This is a genomic window from Actinokineospora auranticolor (genome assembly GCF_002934265.1).
GTDB lineage: Bacteria > Actinomycetota > Actinomycetes > Mycobacteriales > Pseudonocardiaceae > Actinokineospora > Actinokineospora auranticolor.
The window spans coordinates 220151-236912 of the sequence record NZ_PTIX01000001.1 but is presented as its reverse complement, the minus strand read 5'-3'; the positions used below and the strand labels follow the sequence as shown (position 1 = coordinate 236912).

Sequence of the window (16762 nt, the reverse complement as noted above, 5' to 3'; positions counted from 1 at the left end):
CCCGAAAGAAATGTGCGAAGGGGAAGCGGGGGAAAAGAACCGACCGAACGGCCAGTGGCCCCCGACCGGTCGGTCGGGGGCCACTGTGCACTGTCCATTCCGCCCGTCCGCGCGGGACGGGGTGGGGCACTCAGAGGTATTGGCCGGTGTTGGTGGCCGTATCGATCGCCCGGCCGGACTCCTGGTTCTTGCCCGTGACCAGTGTCCGGATGTAGACGATCCGCTCGCCCTTCTTGCCCGAGATCCGCGCCCAGTCGTCCGGGTTGGTGGTGTTGGGCAGGTCCTCGTTCTCGGCGAACTCGTCGACGATCGCGTCCAGCAGGTGCTGCACGCGCAGACCGGGCTGCTGGGTCTCCAGCACGGACTTGATGGCCGCCTTCTTGGCCCGGTCCACGATGTTCTGGATCATCGCGCCGGAGTTGAAGTCCCGGAAGTACAGGACCTCCTTGTCCCCGTTGGCGTAGGTGACCTCGAGGAACCGGTTCTCCTCGGTCTCCTCGTACATGCGCTCGACCGTGTGCTGGATCATCGCGTCGATGCAGGTGGACTTGTCGCCGCCGAACTCGGCGAGGTCGTCCGCGTGGATCGGCAGGTTGCGGGTGAGGTACTTGGAGAAGATGTCCCGCGCCGCCTCCGCGTCCGGCCGCTCGATCTTGATCTTCACGTCGAGCCTGCCCGGCCGCAGGATCGCCGGGTCGATCATGTCCTCGCGGTTGGACGCGCCGATGACGATGACGTTCTCGAGGCCCTCGACACCGTCGATCTCGCTCAGCAGCTGCGGGACGATGGTGGTCTCCACATCGGAGGAGACGCCGCTGCCGCGGGTGCGGAAGATCGAGTCCATCTCGTCGAAGAACACGATCACCGGGGTGCCCTCGGAGGCCTTCTCCCTGGCCCGCTGGAAGATGAGCCGGATGTGCCGCTCGGTCTCGCCGACGAACTTGTTGAGCAGCTCGGGGCCCTTGATGTTGAGGAAGTAGGACTTGGCGTCCTTCGGGGCCTGGTCGCCGCGCGCCGCCGCCACCTTCTTCGCCAGCGAGTTGGCCACCGCCTTGGCGATGAGCGTCTTGCCGCAGCCGGGAGGGCCGTAGAGCAGCACGCCCTTGGGCGGGCGCAGCTCGTACTCGGCGAACAGGTCCTTGTGCAGGAACGGCAGCTCCACGGCGTCGCGGATCTGCTCGATCTGCCGGAACAGGCCGCCGATGTCGGCGTAGTCGACGTCGGGCACCTCCTCCAGCACCAGGTCCTCGACCTCGGCCTTGGGCACCCGCTCGTAGGCGTAGCCGGACTTGGCGTCGACCAGCAGCGAGTCGCCGGGCTTGAGCGGCGCGGCGGTCAGCGGGTCGGCCAGCCAGACCACGCGCTCCTCGTCGGCGTGCCCGACGACCAGCGCCCGGCTCGCCACCTCCTCGCCTTCACCGACCAGCAGCTCGCGCAGTGTGGACACTTCACCCGTGCGCTCGAAGCCGCCGCCCTCGACCACCGTCAGGGCTTCGTTGAGGCGCACCGACTGGCCGCGGCGCAGGCTCTCGCCCTCCACCGCGGGCGACACCGAGACCCGCATGCGGCGTCCCGCGGTGAACACGTCGACCGTGCCGTCCTCGTGTCCTTCGAGGAACACGCCGTAGCCGCTGGGCGGCTGGGCGAGGCGGTCGACCTCCTCGCGCAGGGCGAGGAGCTGGCCCCGCGCCTCCCGGAGCGTGTCGACCAGCTTGGCGTTCCGCTCGGTGAGTTGGCTCACCCGCTCGGACGCCTCCGCCAGCCGCTGCTCCAGCAGTCGCGAATGCCGTGGTGATTCCGTCAGTTTCCGGCGAAGCAGAGCGACTTCCTCTTCGAGGAAACGGATCTGCGCGGCATCGGACCGATCCGGGCGCTCGCGCCCCTGGTCCGCCGAGCCTCCGTGCTCACCGTCGGCGTTTTCCGGCCGACTGCCGGGACGATCGTGCTGCACGTCGGCACCTCCTCCCGAACTCGTACCCCTACGGTACCGGCGATCACCGACAAGGACAGAGCATGAACGGCCAGGAACCCGCGTGTCACCGAAGTGCAACACCGGAACGGCGGCACCGAATGGGCCATCCCGGTGCCGGCGGGAACCGGCCGGCCATTACGGTGCGTCCGTGTACTAGGCCGACCGCGCGCGCCCAGCAGTACCCCTCAAGCCACCCACCGCAGCCAGAAAGCCGGGGGACGATGACCCAGCCACCGCAGCAACCGGACCCGTACGGGCAGCAGCCCGGGCAGCCCGGCCCCCACCCCGACCAGGGCGGATACCCCGCGCAGCCGGGGCAGGCACCCGGCACGGGGCCGTTCGGGCAGCCGCAGCCCGGTGGCAGCCAGGACCCGACGCAGTTCGCGCCGTACCCGCAGCTGCCGCCCCAGCCCCAGCCGGGCGCGCCGGACCCCGCCGCGGGCCAGGTCCCCCCGGCCGACCAGTTCCCACCATCCGGACAGTTCGGCCAGCAGCCCCCGCAGGGCGGCCAGCCGTACGGGCAGCAGCCCTACGGCCAACCGGGTTACCCCCAGCAGCCCGGCCAGTACGGCCAGGGCCAGCCCCCGGGGCCGGGCTACGGCCCCTACGGCCAGCCCTACCCGCAGCCGCCGCGCACCAACCGCAAGCCGCTGCTGCTCGCGGGCGGCGGCCTGGTGGTCATCGCCGTGGTGGTGACGCTGATCCTGGTGCTGACCGGCGGCGGGAGCACGAGTTCGGCCCAGGGCACGGCGGAGCTGGTGGCCTCGGCGCTGGGCGACAAGGACGCGGACGCCTACAACAAGCTGCTGTGCGACAAGGAAGACCAGGTCACGCAGCAGCAGGTGGACTCCGAGAAGACCCCCAAGTTCACCAACGTGCACGTGGACAAGGTCACCGAGAACGGCGACAGCGCGATCGCGGAGATCAAGATCACGGTCGAGGACAAGGAGCAGACCGCCCGGGCCCGGCTGAAGAAGTCCGGCGACACCTGGTGCGTGGAGCGGATCGGGATCTGAGCCGGTCGGGTCCGGTGGCGGTGCCCGCCACCGGACCCGTGGTCGGACGCGGCGGCGGGTACCTGGGCCAATAGGATGGGCGGGCGCCAGAACAGTGCGGCGGCGGGCGGCCCGCCGGACGACCCGAGCGAGGGAGCCGAGGCCACATGACGCACCCCCCGCAGCCCCCCACCCCGCCGATCGATGGCGACCCGCGGTACCCGGGTGCCACACCCCCACCGCGCCGCCGGAGCGCTCTCCGGGTCCTGCTGATCGCGGCCGTCGCGCTGGTGCTCGTGGTCGGCGCGGGGGTGGGCGTCTACTACCTCAGCCGCGACCGGGGCGCCCCACCCGAGCCGGAGCGCGCGAGCGGCCCGGAGACCGTCCGGGACATGTACATGGGTGCCTACGAGGCCAAGCACTTCGACGACGTGCTGGCCGAGGCGTGCGAGGCGTACCGCACCAGGTTCGGCACCACCGCCGAGGAGCTCGAGCGCGGCTTGGCCGATTACGACGTCACGGCCCGCGCGGACGGCGAGCCCAAGGTGGACGGCGAGAAGGCCACCGCGCGCATCGCGCTCGTGCTGGACCAGGGCGGTCGCACCAAGAACGCGCACATCGAGATCAAGATGGTCAAGGAGGACGGCCGCTGGCGGTTCTGCGGGGAGCAGCCGCGCTGAGCGGCCCCGCGCGCGGGCGGTCCGCGGGTCACACCCCCAAAGGGGCCGGTGGGGGCCGCGTATCCTCCCCGGATGTCCACGCCGCGTCGGCCTGACCGGGTCACCGCGTCGGGGCGGCCCGTCGGGTACAGGAGTCCCGGGTGGGAAACCGACCGGGGACACGTTGAGGAGTCAGGGGAGCCTGGGAGCAATGACCCAACCACCGAACCAGCCGGGGCCCTACGGGCAGGACCCGTACGGTCAGCAGCCCAACCCCTACGGCCAGCAGCAGCCGTACCAGCAGCCTGACCCCTACCAGCAGCAGCCCGACCCGTACGGCCAGCAGCAGCAGCAGCCGTACCAGGGCTACGGGCAGCAGCCCCAGCAGCCCTACGGCCAGGACCCCTACGGCCAGCCGCAGCCCTACTACCAGGGCGGGTTCGGCGGCCCCGGCGGCGAGCCGCCGCAGCGCAACGTCGGCAAGATCGTGGCGATCGTGGCCATCGTCGTGCTGGTCCTGGGCGGCGCCAGCGTCGGCATCTACTTCATGACCCGCGACAGCGGCTCCACCTCGGCGAACCCCGGCGGCGGTGCGGGCGGCGGCGAGAGCAGCAGCGAGGAACCGACCACCACCACGAAGAAGTCGACGCGGACGACGAAGAAGTCGGAGCCGTCGGAGGAGCCCTCCGAGGAGCCGAGCAGTTCGAGCGGCTCGGGTGGCGGCGGCGCCGACCTGAAGGCGGCGGGCAAGGCGTACGCGGACGCGGTCAACGCCAAGGACGAGGCCGCGGCCAAGGGCCTGACCTGCGACGGCACCGACCCCGGCATCCTCTACACGAGCGTGGCGCCCAACGGCGGCGAGGTGACCGTGGCCGGTGAGCCGACGGTCTACGCCGACAACGCGACCGGGCAGGTGCCGCTGAACGTGACCTTCGGCGGGACCGACCCGATCAGCTTCCCGGTGGTGTTCCAGAAGGGGTCCAAGGGCTGGTGCGTCACCCTCTGACCTGGTGTTCCCGCTGACCTGACGTGCCCGGCGCCCGGGTGACCCGTGTGGTCACCCGGGCGCCGTGCGTCTAGCCCTTGCTGGGGCGGCGTTGGGGGCGCGGGGTGACGACGCCGTCGGCGAGGCGGCGGGCGGTGATGAGGAACGCCGTGTGGGCGATCATCCGGTGTTCGGGGCGGACGGCGAGGCCGACGGAGTGCCAGGGGCGGATCAGGGTCTCCCAGGCGTGCGGTTCGGTCCAGCAGGTCTGCTCGCGCAGCGCCTCGGTGACCCGGGACAGCTGCGTCGTGGTGGCGACGTAGACGACCAGGACGCCGCCGGAGATGAGGTTGGTGGAAACCATCGGCAGCACGTCCCAGGGGGCGAGCATGTCGAGGATGACCCGGTCGACCTCGCCGGTGTGGTTGGCCAGGTCGTCGACGACCAGGGTCCAGTTCTCGGGGTGCTCGCCGTAGAACTCGCGGACGTTGCGCTCGGCGTGCTCGGCGTGGTCGTCGCGGATCTCGTACGAGGTCACGGTGCCGGTGGGGCCGACCGCGCGCAGCAGGGAGCAGGTCAGCGCGCCGGACCCGGCGCCCGCCTCCAGCACCCGCGCGCCGGGGAAGATGTCGCCCTGCATGACGATCTGGGCGGCGTCCTTGGGGTAGATGACCTGGGCGCCGCGGGGCATGGAGAGCACGTAGTCCGACAGCAGCGGGCGCAGCGCCAGGTAGGCGGTGCCCGCCACCGAGCTGACGATGGAGCCCTCGGGCTGCCCGATGATGTCGTCGTGGGCCAGCGCGCCGCGGTGCGTGTGGTACTTCTCCCCCGCGGTCAGCACCAGCGTGTAGTGCCTGCCCTTGGGGTCGGTGAGCTGCACCCGGTCCCCCGCCTCGAAGGGACCGCTGACCTTGCGTGCCGACACCCGCGCCTCGCCTTCCACCTGCTCCGTCAACCGACGGGGAATCGTCGCAGAGGCCGGTGCCCGGCACCGCACCCGGGTCAGCCCGCGCCGCGGGCCCGCAGGGCGGCCTTCAGGTCCTCGCGGTGCAGCACGCCGGAGGGGCGGCCCTCGTCGTCGACGACGACGAACTGCCAGGCCGGGGTCTCGTGCACGCGCTCGGCGATGTCCTCGCCGGATTCCGACGACAGCAGCACCGACTCGGGCCGGATCGGCTCGGCGGCCTGCTCGGCCGGGGAGAACGGGGAACGCGCGGCCAGCGCCCGGGCGGCGACCTCGTCGAGCAGCCCGGCGGCCACGCCGTCGGCGCGCACCAGCACCACCCCGCGCCCGGCCGCGGCGGCGAGCGCGTCGGCGACCGGGCTCTCGGCGGGCAGTTGCAGCACCGGCCGCACCACGTCGGCCAGGGTCAGGCCCGCGGGCCAGGAGCGGCGCTGCTCGGCGGCCAGCTCACCGGAGGCGCCCGCGACGACGAACCACGCGGTCAGCAGGCACACGCCCAGCCGCAGCCAGCGGTCCGGGCTGGCCTCGGCCAGGCCCCACAGCGCCCACAGCACCAGCAGCCCGGCGACCGCCCAGCCGCCGACCACCGCTGCCTTGGTCCCCGCGCCGCGCCTGCCGGTCCACGCCCAGACGCCCGCGCGCAGCATCCGGCCGCCGTCCAGCGGCAGGCCGGGCAGCAGGTTGAACACGGCGACGGCGGAGTTGGCGAAGGCGCACTCGAGGACCAGCAGCCACACCGGGCCCTCGGACGGCATCACCAGCAGCCCCAACCCGCAGGCCCCGGCCAGCGCGATCGACACCGCCGGACCGGCCGCCGCGACCACGCCCTCGTGGCCAGGTCGGCGCGGGGTGCGGGAGATCTCGGCGAGGCCGCCGAGCAGGAACAGCCGCAGCCTGCGCACCGGCAGCCCCAGCCGCAGCGCGACCACGCAGTGCCCGAGTTCGTGGGCCAGCACGGAGACGCCGAGCAGCACGGCGAACGCGGCGGCGAGCAGGATCGAGGTGGTGGTGTCCGCGCCGGGCAGCAGCGACCCGACCAGCGGCGCGTAGAAGACGACCACGGCCAGCGCGCCCAGCCACCAGGAGTGGGCGAGCACGACCGGCACGCCGCTGTAGCGGAACAGCAGCAGGCCGCCGCCGTGCGCGGTGGGCGGGTCGGTCGACACCTCGCACAGCGTAACGGTGTCGCTGTGGGGTTCGGGTGATCCTGCCTGGCAGGCCGGTCGGGTGGTAGCACGGGTCCGGCACGGGGCGTGACCGTGTCCCGGGCGGGAGTGTCGGTGGTGGTCACTACTGTGCTGACCATGGTCCCCGTTCCCGGTACCGCCCCGACCAGCACCGACACCACCACGGCCGAGTCCGGCACCGATCCGGCAGGCACCGACCAGGCAGGCACCGACCAGGCCACCGCCCCCAGGCAGGCGCGGCGGCGGCCCGCGCTGTCGCCGTCGCGGGCCGGGGACTTCAAGCAGTGCCCGCTGCTGTACCGGCTGCGCGCCGTCGACCGGCTGCCCGAGACTCCGACGAAGGCGCAGGTGCGGGGCACGGTCGTGCACGCGGTGCTGGAGCGGCTGTTCGGCCTGCCCGCGGGCGAGCGGGTGCCCGCGGTCGCGCACGACCTGCTGTCCCCCACCTGGGACGCGCTGCTGGCCGAGCGGCCGGAGTTCGGGCAGATCTTCGCCGAGGGCGAGGACCCCGGCGAGTGGCTGGCGTCGGCGTCGAAGCTGATCGACGGCTACTTCGAGCTGGAGGACCCGCGGCGGCTGCAGCCGCAGGCCTGCGAGCTGCTGGTGGAGACGGAGCTGCCGTCGGGGGTGCTGCTGCGCGGCTACATCGACCGCCTCGACGTCGCCCCGACCGGCGAGATCCGGGTCGTGGACTACAAGACCGGCGCCGCGCCGCGCGAGATCGGCGAGGCCAAGGCGCTGTTCCAGATGAAGTTCTACGCGCTGGCCGTGTGGCGGCTGCGCGGCGAGGTGCCCCGGCAGCTGCGGCTGATGTACCTGGCGGACCGGCAGTCGCTGGCCTACACCCCGGACGAGGCCGAGCTGGCCCGGTTCGAGCGCACCTTGGAGGCCATCTGGGAGGCCATCCTGCGCGCGGGCCGCACCGGCGACTTCCGCCCGAACCGCGGCAGGCTCTGCGACTGGTGCTCGTACCAGCAACACTGTCCGGAGTTCGGCGGCACGCCCCCGGAGTACCCGGGCTGGCCGGAACCGGACCCCGGCGAGGAGAGCGCACTGGACCGGGCCGACTGACCGTTGACCGAGTCGCCCACCGGCGTGGGCGCCCCGGACCTGCCGAGCCGGGCGGGGAAGCGGGGGTGGGTGGTGGGAGGAGATGTCGCAGTGTCGTTCTACGAGCCCCTTGGGGGCGACCGGTACTGGTCCACGACCCACACGGCGGGTCCGTGGACGGCGCGCAGCCAGCACCTGGGGCCGCCGTCGGCGCTGCTGGCCCGGGCGCTGGAGGCGCTGCCGTCAGCGGTGCCGACGCTGATCACCCGGGTCACGGTGGAGATCCTGGGTCCGGTGCCGGTCGCCGACGTGGAGGTCACGGCCGCCATCGAGCGGCCGGGGCGGTCGGTGGAGTTGCTGCGCGCCGAACTGCGGGCGAACGACCGGGTGGCCGCCCGCGCGGCGGCTTGGCGGGTCGCGACGGCGGACACCTCGGCGGTCGCCACCGGGGACGACGTCCCGCCGCTGGCCCCGCCGGAATCCGGGACGCCGATTTCGCGGCCGGAGGGGTGGGGACCCGGTTACCTGGACGCGCTGGAATGGCGTTCGCTCAAGGGCTCGCTCGGCGAGCCCGGCCCGGCCACCATATGGGCGCGGCAACTGGTGCCGCTCGTGCCCGGGGAAACGCCGACCGGTCTCCAGCGGCTGCTCACGGTCGCCGATTCGGGCAGCGGCGCGTCGGGTTCGCTGGACCCCCGGGAATGGTGGTTCATCAACACGGAATTGACGGTCCACCTCACCCGGCACCCGGTCGGCGAATGGATCGGCCTGGACGCGCACTCGATCCTCGGCCCCTCCGGGACCGGTCTCGCGCTATCCACCCTGCACGACGAACAGGGCGCCGCGGCGCGCGGCGCCCAAGCACTCATGGTCCGGAAGCGGGAGCCCGAGAAGGGCTAGTCACAGATACTTGTAGACGTCGTCGAGGGTGAGGCCGCGGCCGAGCATCAGGACCTGCACCCGGTACAGCAGCTGGGAGATCTCCTCGGACAGCTCGGCGTCGCTCTGGTACTCGGCGGCGATCCACACCTCGCCCGCCTCCTCCAGGACCTTCTTGCCCTGCGCGTGCACCCCCGCGTCCAGGGCGGCGACGGTGCCCGACCCCTCGGGCCGGTTCTTGGCGCGGTCAGTGAGCTCGGCGAACAGCTCATCGAAGGTCTTCACGAGCACCGATCCTCCCACCCGCGCCCGCGCTCGCCGACACCGCCACCAGTTCGCGCAGCAGGGCCTCGTCCAAGCCGACCAGCGAGGACCGCAGCACCCGGGCCGGACCCTCCGGCACCGCGACCTCGCAGGGCACCACCAGCACGGCGCAGCCCGCGGCCTCGGCGGCGGCGGTGCCGGTGGGCGAGTCCTCGATGGCCAGGCAGCGGGTCGGCTCGACGCCGAGCAGGCGGGCGGCCTTGAGGTAGGGCTCGGGCAGGGGCTTGTTGCGGCCGTCGACCTCGTCGCCGCAGACCGTGACGTCGAAGAACTCGCGGCCGATGGTGTCCAGCGCCACCTCGGTCAGGTGCCGTTCGGTGGAGGTGACCAGGGCCGTGGGCACGCCGGTGTCGCGGACCAGCCGCAGCGCCTCCCGGGCGCCGGGCCGCATGACGAGGCGGGTGCGGAACAGCTCGACCATGCGCTCGTTGATCCAGCCCATGGCCTCGTCGATGTCGTCCGGGGTCGGCACCCGGCCGACCTGGCCGAACAGCAGCGCCATGCTGGTGGGGATGTTGGAGCCGATCATCGCGGTGCGGGTGTCGTCACCCAGCGGTGTGCCCAGCTTGAGCGAGTACTCCGAGAGCGGGATGTCCCACAGCTTCTCGGAGTCGGTCAGCGTGCCATCCATGTCCCAGAGCACGGCGGCGGGCAGGCCATCCGCAGTGGACGGTCCGGTCAAGGTGTTCCCCCAGGTTTCGCGTTCACCCGATTTGCCCGGTTCGCCATCGGCGTAGCGGGCCGCACCGGCCTGTCCCCAGCCTACGATCTCCGCCTGTCCGAGCCGGGCCGTAGGCTAACCCGGTGACCGACCTGCCCACCCCCGAGCCGACACCTCTGGACGAGCCCGCTCCGGAGCCCAGACACCTCGTCGACCCCGTCATGGTGGCCGCGTTCGAGGGATGGAACGACGCCGGGGACGCGGCCAGCACCGCGATCGAGCACCTGCAACTCACCTGGGACGCCAGCCCGCTGCTGGAGATCGACCCGGACGACTACTACGACTTCCAGGTCACCCGCCCGACGGTGCGCATGGTGGACGGTGTCAGCCGGAGGGTCGAGTGGCCGACCACGCGGCTCTACCTGTGCAGGCCGCCGGGGTCCAACCGGGACGTCGTGCTGGTGCACGGCATCGAGCCGAACATGCGCTGGCGCCGGTTCTGCGCCGATCTGCTGGGCCACATCGAGGACCTGAACATCACCACGGTGGTCACCCTGGGCGCGCTGCTGGCCGACACCCCGCACACCCGCCCGGTCCCGGTGACCGGCACGGCCTACGACGCCACCTCCGCGGCCCGCTTCGGCCTGGAGCGCTCCCGGTACGAGGGGCCGACGGGCATCGTCGGGGTGCTGCAGGACGCGTGCGTGCGCGCGGGCGTGCCCGCGATCTCGATCTGGGCCGCGGTGCCGCACTACGTGTCGCAGCCGCCGTCGCCGAAGGCCACGCTGGCGCTGCTGCACCGGGTGGAGGAGGTGCTGGACGTGGAGGTGCCGCTGGGCACGCTGCCCGACCAGGCCGACGAGTGGCAGCAGACGGTCAGCGAGATGGCCGAGGAGGACGAGGACGTGCGCAACTACGTGCGCGCCTTGGAGGAGCGCGGCGACGCGGAGAACACCCTCAACGAGACCAGCGGTGACGCCATCGCCGCGGAGTTCGAGCGCTACCTGCGCAGGCGCCGCCCGGGCCGCGGTGGCCCGGGTCCCGGCCCGACCGGGGTGTGAACCCCCGCCTCACCCTGGCCGCGCTCTACGCGGGTGGTTTCCTCGGTCCGTTCGCGGGCGGGATCACCACCGCCATGCTGCCCGAGCTCGGCCGGGACTTCGACGTGTCACCGCAGGTGGCGTCGTACTCGCTGACGGCGTACCTGGTGCCGTTCGCGGCCCTCATGCTGTTCTCGGGCACCCTGGGCGCGCGCTGGGGCGCGTCCCGCAGCGTGCGCGTCGCGTACCTGGTGTACGTCGCGGCGTCGCTGCTGTGCGCCGTGGCGGGTGACTACCCGCTGTTCCTCGCGGCCCGCGCCGTCCAGGGCGGGGCGAACGCGTTCACCACGCCCCTGCTGCTGGCCGCGATAGCCACCATCACGCCGCCGGAGCGCCTGGGCCGCACCCTCGGCCTGTTCGCCTCGCTGCAGGCGGCGGGCCAGACCAGCGCCCCACTGCTGGGCGGCGTGGCGGCGGAGGTGAACTGGCGCGTCGCCTTCGTCGGCGTCGCGGTCGTGTCCCTGGCGCTGGCCATGGCGGGCCTGCCGGAGCAGATGCGCGAACGGCAGCGCACCACCGCCACCCTGCGCTCGGCCTGGCGCCCCTCGGTCCTGCGCGCGGGCTGGCTGGCCCTGGTCGGCTGGGCGTGCCTGGGCGGCATGTCGGTCCTGCTGGCCTTGCGCGCCGAAGAGGTCTTCAACCTGAGCGCGGCGTCCAGGGGCCTGGTGCTGACCGGTTTCGGCGTGGTGGGGTTGCTGAGCGCGAGGTACGTGGGCAGGTCCATCGACCGCATCGGCGCGCGCCGGGCGGTCCTCATCGGCTCGGTGGTCGGCGCCGTGCCGATCGCGCTGGTGGGCACCCTGCCGTGGCTGCCGGCGGTGACCGTCCTCTGGGCACTGACGGGCATCACCGCCCAACTGGTCCTGGTGGGCGTCAACGCTTTGGTGCTCGGCGGGGAGGGCCCGAACCGCGCGGGCGCGGTATCGGTGGTGCAATCCCTCCGCTTCACCGGCGCGGCGGTGTCCCCGCTGGCCTTCACGCCGCTGTACCAAGCGGAACCGGCCCTGGGTTTCTTGATCCCGGCGGCCCTGGTCGCGGTCAACGCCCCGCTGACCCTCGCCCTGCACCGCCCCCGCAAACCGGATCCGGCCCCCGAAGGGCCGTAGCCCTCCCCTCCGGACCACTCCCCCGGACCACTCCCCTGTGGACACCCCCGGCGGTTGTCCACAGGCATGATCATCTCCGCCGAGCACTGTCGGCCCCGGCCGGTAGCATGGATATCGGGGGCCGGAGGCACGCGCGCCGCGCCATCGGGTCGCGCCGGTCGGGGGAATGCCAAGGCCGATGCCCCGCCCACCCGCGTGATGGCCACGAGCCAACGACCGTCCACGCGACAGCGTCGATCCACAGCGCCCGCTCGGCAGGCATCGCCACTTCGTCGGTGGTGGCGGCACCTCCGCCCGAGGCACCGCCACCACCGCCCGCGTCAGAGCGCGATGCCGAGCAGGGCGTCGATCGCGTCGCGGGCCAAGGCCGGGGCCTCCGCGTCCGATTCGCCGCCCGCGAGGGTGCGGGCGGCCCAGGCGTCGACCGTGGCCAGCGCCTTCGGGGTGTCCAAGTCGTTCGCGAGGTGGTCGCGCAGGGCCGCGACCAGCGGTCGGGCGTCGGCCGCCGCCGGTGCAACCACGGCCGCCCGCCACGTGGCCAGTCGGGTCTGGGCGTCCGCCAGGACCTGGTCGGTCCACGCCCGGTCGGTGCGGTAGTGACCCGCGAACAGGCCCAGCCGGACCGCCATCGGGTCGACCTTGTCGGCCCGCAGCCGCGACACGAACACCAGGTTGCCGCGCGACTTCGACATCTTCTCGCCGTCGAGGGCGATCATCGCCGCGTGCGTGTAGTGCCGCGCGAACGGGTGCTGGCCGGTCAGCGCCTCGGCGTGGGCCGCGCTGTACTCGTGGTGCGGGAAGATCAGGTCCGACCCGCCGCCCTGCAGGTCGAAGGTCATGCCGAGCCGGTTGAGCGCGATGACGCTGCACTCGACGTGCCAGCCGGGGCGGCCCGCGCCGAGTTCGCTGTCCCAGCTGGGCTCGCCCGGCCGGGCCGAGCGCCACAGCAGCGCGTCGAGCGGGTGGCGCTTGCCCCGGCGGTCCGGGTCGCCGCCGCGCTCGGCGAAGAACCGGTTCATCGTGGACTCGTCGTAGTTGGACTCGCCGCCGAAGCGGCCGGTGGCGTTGTGGTCGAAGTAGACGTCCGGGTACTCCGGGTCGTCCACGCGGTACGCGGCGCCGTCCGCCAGCAGCTTCGCCACCGCCTCGACGATCTCCGGGATGGACTCGACCGCGCCGACGTACTCCCGGGGCGGCAGCACGCGCAGGGCGGTCATGTCCTCGCGGAACAGCGCGGTCTCGCGCATGCCCAGGACCACCCAGTCGTCCCGGTCGCGCGCGGCCCGCTCCAGCAGCGGGTCGTCGATGTCGGTCACGTTCTGCACGTAGTGGACCTCGTGGCCGTTGTCCAACCACTGCCGGTGCACCAGGTCGAAGGCCAGGTAGGTGGCCGCGTGCCCGAGGTGGGTGGCGTCGTACGGGGTGATCCCGCAGACGTACATCGTGGCGGTCGGTCCGGGGGCCGTAGGCCGGACCTCGCCCGCGGCGGTGTCGAACAACCGCAGCGGGCGCGGTGTGCCCTCCACCCGCGGCACCGGGTGGGATTGCCAGGTCTGCATGCTCCGACAGTAAACGCACGGGCCGACCACTTCGGGGTGTGCCACGGGGTGGACCGCCGGGAACAGATCCGGCCCCTGTCACCCGATGGTCGCAGTTACGGCAAAAGTGTGATGAGCGTTACACCCAAGCGTGGGTTGCGATCACACTTTCAGGTGGGCTAGCCGCGACGAAGGGCGGATGCGATGTCCGAGCCAGGAACGACCCCAGACGACTCCCCGGCGGAGACCGAGACGACCGGCCGGTACCTGGTGCTGCTGGCCGACGACGCGGTGGCCGCCGGTACCCACGAGCTGCGCCGGGTCGCGGGCATCAGCACCGCGAGCACCGCCGAGGCCGCGGGGGTCGACTTCGCCGGTGCCGAGAACCTGGTCTACGACCGGCTCGGCGTCGCGGTGGTGGACGCCGACACCGAGCAGGCCGCGGCGCTGGCCCGCGCGGTCGACGAACCCGGCCCGATCGTGGCGCTGGAGGCCGAACGCCGGGTGTACGCGATCAGCACCGAGGCCCCGGACGCCGAGGTGGCCGCCCCCGCGGGCGCCGACGAGTCGCGGTTCACCTGGGGCCTGCAGGCCGTGCGCGCCCAGTTGAGCGCGGCGACCGGCGAGGGCATCCGGATCGCGGTGCTCGACACCGGCTTCGACGTCGAGCACCCGGACTTCGCGGGCCGCGCGGTCACCCGGATCTCGTTCGTCCCCGGCGAGTCCCCCGACGACGGCCACGGGCACGGCACGCACTGCGTGGGCAGCGCCGCCGGTCCGCGCGAGCCGGGCACGGGCCCGGGGTACGGCGTGGCGTACAAGGCGGAGATCTTCACGGGCAAGGTGCTCAGCAACCAGGGCTCCGGCACCGACGGCGGCATCCTGGCGGGCATCGCGTGGGCGGTGTCGAACAACTGCCAGATCGTGTCGATGTCGCTGGGCGCCACGGTGCGGCCGGGCACGCCGTACTCGCAGACCTGGGAGACCGTCGCCAACCGCGCGCTGGCGCAGGGCACGCTGATCGTGGCCGCGGCGGGCAACGACTCGAAGCGGCAGAACGGCGTCATCTGGCCGGTCGGGCACCCGGCGAACTGCCCGTCGGTCCTGGCCGTCGGCGCCATCGACGTGGCGTCCGCGCTGGCGTGGTTCTCCTGCGGCACCGTCGACGAGATCGGCGCGGTGGACGTGGTGGCCCCCGGCCTGGACGTGTACTCGTCGTGGCCGCGGCCGAAGAACTACAACCGGATCAGCGGCACCAGCATGGCCACCCCGCACGTCGCGGGCGTCGCGGCGCTGATCGCCCAGGCGACCGGCGCGCGCGGGTGGGAGCTGTGGGCCCGCCTGTCCCAGTCCGCCCGCAGGCTGCCCCTGCCGAGCACGGACGTCGGCGCGGGCCTGGTCCAATCCCCGTGAGCGAACCGGTCCTGGTGGTGGTGTCGGCCGACGCCGCGTCCCGCCTGCCGGAGGTCGTCGCGGACCTGACCGCGGCGGGCCTGCGGGTGGAGCACGTGCTCGCGGAGATCGGCACCATCACCGGCTCGGCCCCCACCGGCGCCATCCGAACCCTGCGCGCGGTGTCCGGAGTGGACAAAGTCGAGCCCGCCTGCGGCGACTTCGGCATCCCACCACCGGACAGCGAGGTCCAGTAGTCCGCCCTTCGACGCGCTTTCCGACACCGCTGTCCACATCTCCGGAAGTTGTCCACAGGCCCGCCGGAGGACCGCCGATCACCGGCCGCGCCGCGAGAGAATTGAGACCAGGGGGTTCTCCGGTCCCGGGGACCTCTCGCCGGGCATTGGGCGGGTGCGGGTCGTGCGACGACGGGTTCACGGCGGCCGGGTGACGAGGCGGCGGCCGGTTGGATCCGTCGAGTTTCGCGGCGGCGTTGAGCCGACGCCGCCGCGGCTGGGCGGCCCGGGCGCCGGTTCACCAAGGGTCCGAGCTCCTCGACCGCGACGGGCGAGCTCGACCTCAAGCACGCCGCGGTGGCCACCTGCCGCGCGGACACGACAGCCGCGCGGGCCTCAGGTCCGCGTTCTGCTCGGTTCCTCGGCGCCGGCCGTGGCATTCCGGTCGGGAGGGCCTCGCGGCCACCGGCTGGGCGGGCGTCATGCGAAATCGCGTTCGCGGCAGCAGCGCCCCGGGGCGGGTGGCGGGGCAGCCGAGTCGCGAGATGGCCGCGTCAGCTGGTTCGGCTGAGGTGCGAGCGGTGTTGGGACAGCGCCGAGGCGAGGGCCTGGTAGTCGGCCGGTCGGTTGACGATGGTGGCGCCGATGCGCAGGTACGGGTCGTCCCGCCAGCGGACCACCGGGACCTCGATGCGGTGGCGGGTGCTCAGTTCCTCGTACAGCGCGCGGGCCCCCGCGACGTCCGGGGCCCAGTGGCGGGGCAGCGGCAGCAGCCGCATCAGGGGGGCGTGGCGCGGGGTGACGGGGCCGGGCACGCCGATGGCGTCGGCGACCAGCCGGACGCCGCGGTCGAGGAGGAGGGCGCTGCGGGTGACCGCGTCCCAGCCGCCCGCGTCGTGCCAGAAGTCGATGGCCTCGGGCAGGGCGAGCCAGGCGGAGTAGTCGTCGCCGCCCGCGTGGTCGAACCAGCGGGGGAAGGCGCTCGGGTGCAGCCACGACGGCACCAGCGGCTTGACCTGCTCCCGCCACCGCGGCGCCAGGTACAGCCCCGCCACCGCGCGCGGGGCGTAGGCCCACTTGTGGAAGCTGCCGACCCAGAAGTCCACCCCGAGGTCGGCGGGCCGCTGGTCGATGTGGCCGGGCACGTGCGCGGCGTCGACGAACACCGGCACCCCGCGCTCGCGGCACACGCGCGCCACCTTCGCCACCGGCAGCACCAGCGCCGTCGCGGAGGTGATCGCGTCGACGACCACGAGCCGGGTCGTCGGCCGCAGCCCGGCGACGAACGCGGCGGCGACCTCGTCCGGCCCGGCGTCGAGCGGGAACGGCGCGGCCCGCACGTGGGCGCGCTCGCGGCAGGCGAACAGCACGGTCTGGTAGGCGTGCTCGGAGGTGAGGATCTCGTCGCCCTCGGCGAACGGGATGGCCGCCAGCACCGTGGCGATCGCCTCCGACGCGCTGCGCACCAGTGCCACGCCGTCGGTGCCGAGGAACCCCGCGGCGGCCGCGCGGGCCCGGTTGACCAGGTCGAACAGCTCCACCCGGTGGAAGCGCGTCGGGTTGGCCTCGAGTCTGCGCTGGTAGCCGTTCCGCGCCCGGAGCACCGCGCGCGGGACCACGCCGAACGCGCCGGGGTTGAGGTGGACGACCCCGGGGTCCAGGTCGAAGGCGGGGTCCGCGCTTAAGTCGGAGATCATCACCGGAGGGATTCTGT

16 protein-coding genes are annotated in these 16762 nt (G+C 73.1%); 9 read left to right on the top strand and 7 right to left on the bottom strand.

Going from position 1 to position 16762, the window contains the following annotated elements; genetic code table 11:
- Window positions 1-130: 130 nt before the first annotated feature.
- The gene (gene arc / locus CLV40_RS01045) at window positions 131-1951 is read right to left on the bottom strand and encodes a proteasome ATPase (RefSeq protein ID WP_104475974.1); all 1821 of its coding nucleotides are present in this window, start codon (window positions 1949-1951) and stop codon (window positions 131-133) included.
- A gap of 242 nt (window positions 1952-2193) precedes the next feature.
- On the opposite strand from arc, the gene CLV40_RS38725 reads away from it, so the two are divergent.
- From CLV40_RS38725 to CLV40_RS01030, 3 genes are all read left to right on the top strand, one after another.
- Entirely contained in the window at window positions 2194-2988 is a 795-nt protein-coding gene (locus CLV40_RS38725) for an Rv0361 family membrane protein (protein ID WP_219823908.1), read from the top strand.
- Window positions 2989-3134: 146 nt separating this feature from the next.
- Window positions 3135-3647: a nuclear transport factor 2 family protein gene (locus tag CLV40_RS01035; RefSeq protein WP_104475972.1), complete on the top strand. Its 513-nt coding sequence runs from the start codon at window positions 3135-3137 to the stop codon at window positions 3645-3647.
- Window positions 3648-3837: 190 nt separating this feature from the next.
- Window positions 3838-4632 (top strand): hypothetical protein, encoded by a 795-nt coding sequence (locus CLV40_RS01030; RefSeq protein WP_104475970.1) that lies wholly within the window; start codon window positions 3838-3840, stop codon window positions 4630-4632.
- 70 nt (window positions 4633-4702) lie between these two features.
- On the opposite strand, the gene CLV40_RS01025 is transcribed toward CLV40_RS01030, so the two are convergent.
- Both CLV40_RS01025 and CLV40_RS01020 read right to left on the bottom strand, forming a co-directional pair.
- A complete protein-coding gene (locus tag CLV40_RS01025) occupies window positions 4703-5536 on the bottom strand; it encodes a tRNA (adenine-N1)-methyltransferase (protein WP_104476732.1) in 834 nt (277 codons plus the stop codon).
- Window positions 5537-5613: 77 nt separating this feature from the next.
- Window positions 5614-6741: a site-2 protease family protein gene (locus CLV40_RS01020; protein WP_181043253.1), complete on the bottom strand. Its 1128-nt coding sequence runs from the start codon at window positions 6739-6741 to the stop codon at window positions 5614-5616.
- A gap of 138 nt (window positions 6742-6879) precedes the next feature.
- Here CLV40_RS01020 and CLV40_RS01015 point away from each other — a divergent pair, with 138 nt between their 5' ends.
- Both CLV40_RS01015 and CLV40_RS01010 read left to right on the top strand, forming a co-directional pair.
- Window positions 6880-7833, top strand: coding sequence for a RecB family exonuclease (locus tag CLV40_RS01015; protein WP_104476728.1), 954 nt, complete (start codon window positions 6880-6882; stop codon window positions 7831-7833).
- Window positions 7834-7923: 90 nt separating this feature from the next.
- The gene (locus tag CLV40_RS01010) at window positions 7924-8712 is read left to right on the top strand and encodes a thioesterase family protein (RefSeq protein WP_104475968.1); all 789 of its coding nucleotides are present in this window, start codon (window positions 7924-7926) and stop codon (window positions 8710-8712) included.
- On the opposite strand, the gene CLV40_RS01005 is transcribed toward CLV40_RS01010, so the two are convergent.
- Together CLV40_RS01005 and CLV40_RS01000 are read right to left on the bottom strand one after the other, a co-directional pair.
- Window positions 8713-8976, bottom strand: a complete 264-nt coding sequence (locus tag CLV40_RS01005) for a phosphoribosyl-ATP diphosphatase (protein WP_104476726.1) — start codon at window positions 8974-8976, stop codon at window positions 8713-8715.
- Window positions 8960-9697, bottom strand: coding sequence for an HAD family hydrolase (locus tag CLV40_RS01000; RefSeq protein ID WP_342752235.1), 738 nt, complete (start codon window positions 9695-9697; stop codon window positions 8960-8962). Before CLV40_RS01000 ends, CLV40_RS01005 begins: the two co-directional genes overlap by 17 nt.
- A 122-nt stretch (window positions 9698-9819) precedes the next feature.
- Between CLV40_RS01000 and CLV40_RS00995 the strand changes: the two genes are divergently transcribed.
- Together CLV40_RS00995 and CLV40_RS00990 are read left to right on the top strand one after the other, a co-directional pair.
- On the top strand, window positions 9820-10737 hold the full coding sequence (locus CLV40_RS00995) for a PAC2 family protein (protein ID WP_374066150.1): 918 nt from the start codon (window positions 9820-9822) through the stop codon (window positions 10735-10737).
- Entirely contained in the window at window positions 10734-11882 is a 1149-nt protein-coding gene (locus tag CLV40_RS00990; RefSeq protein ID WP_104475966.1) for an MFS transporter, read from the top strand. Before CLV40_RS00995 ends, CLV40_RS00990 begins: the two co-directional genes overlap by 4 nt.
- Before the next feature lie 320 nt (window positions 11883-12202).
- Here the strand turns inward: CLV40_RS00990 and mshC are convergent, their stop codons facing one another.
- Window positions 12203-13441 (bottom strand): cysteine--1-D-myo-inosityl 2-amino-2-deoxy-alpha-D-glucopyranoside ligase, encoded by a 1239-nt coding sequence (gene mshC, locus CLV40_RS00985; protein WP_104475964.1) that lies wholly within the window; start codon window positions 13439-13441, stop codon window positions 12203-12205.
- Between the two features lie 183 nt (window positions 13442-13624).
- Between mshC and CLV40_RS00980 the strand changes: the two genes are divergently transcribed.
- Window positions 13625-14833 carry a S8 family serine peptidase gene (locus CLV40_RS00980; RefSeq protein WP_104475963.1) on the top strand — a complete coding sequence of 403 codons (1209 nt, stop codon included), beginning with the start codon at window positions 13625-13627 and terminating at the stop codon, window positions 14831-14833.
- Window positions 14830-15069 carry a hypothetical protein gene (locus tag CLV40_RS00975; protein WP_104475961.1) on the top strand — a complete coding sequence of 80 codons (240 nt, stop codon included), beginning with the start codon at window positions 14830-14832 and terminating at the stop codon, window positions 15067-15069. Before CLV40_RS00980 ends, CLV40_RS00975 begins: the two co-directional genes overlap by 4 nt.
- Window positions 15070-15602: 533 nt before the next feature.
- On the opposite strand, the gene CLV40_RS00970 is transcribed toward CLV40_RS00975, so the two are convergent.
- Window positions 15603-16745 carry an aminotransferase class V-fold PLP-dependent enzyme gene (locus CLV40_RS00970; RefSeq protein WP_104475959.1) on the bottom strand — a complete coding sequence of 381 codons (1143 nt, stop codon included), beginning with the start codon at window positions 16743-16745 and terminating at the stop codon, window positions 15603-15605.
- Window positions 16746-16762: the final 17 nt, after the last annotated feature.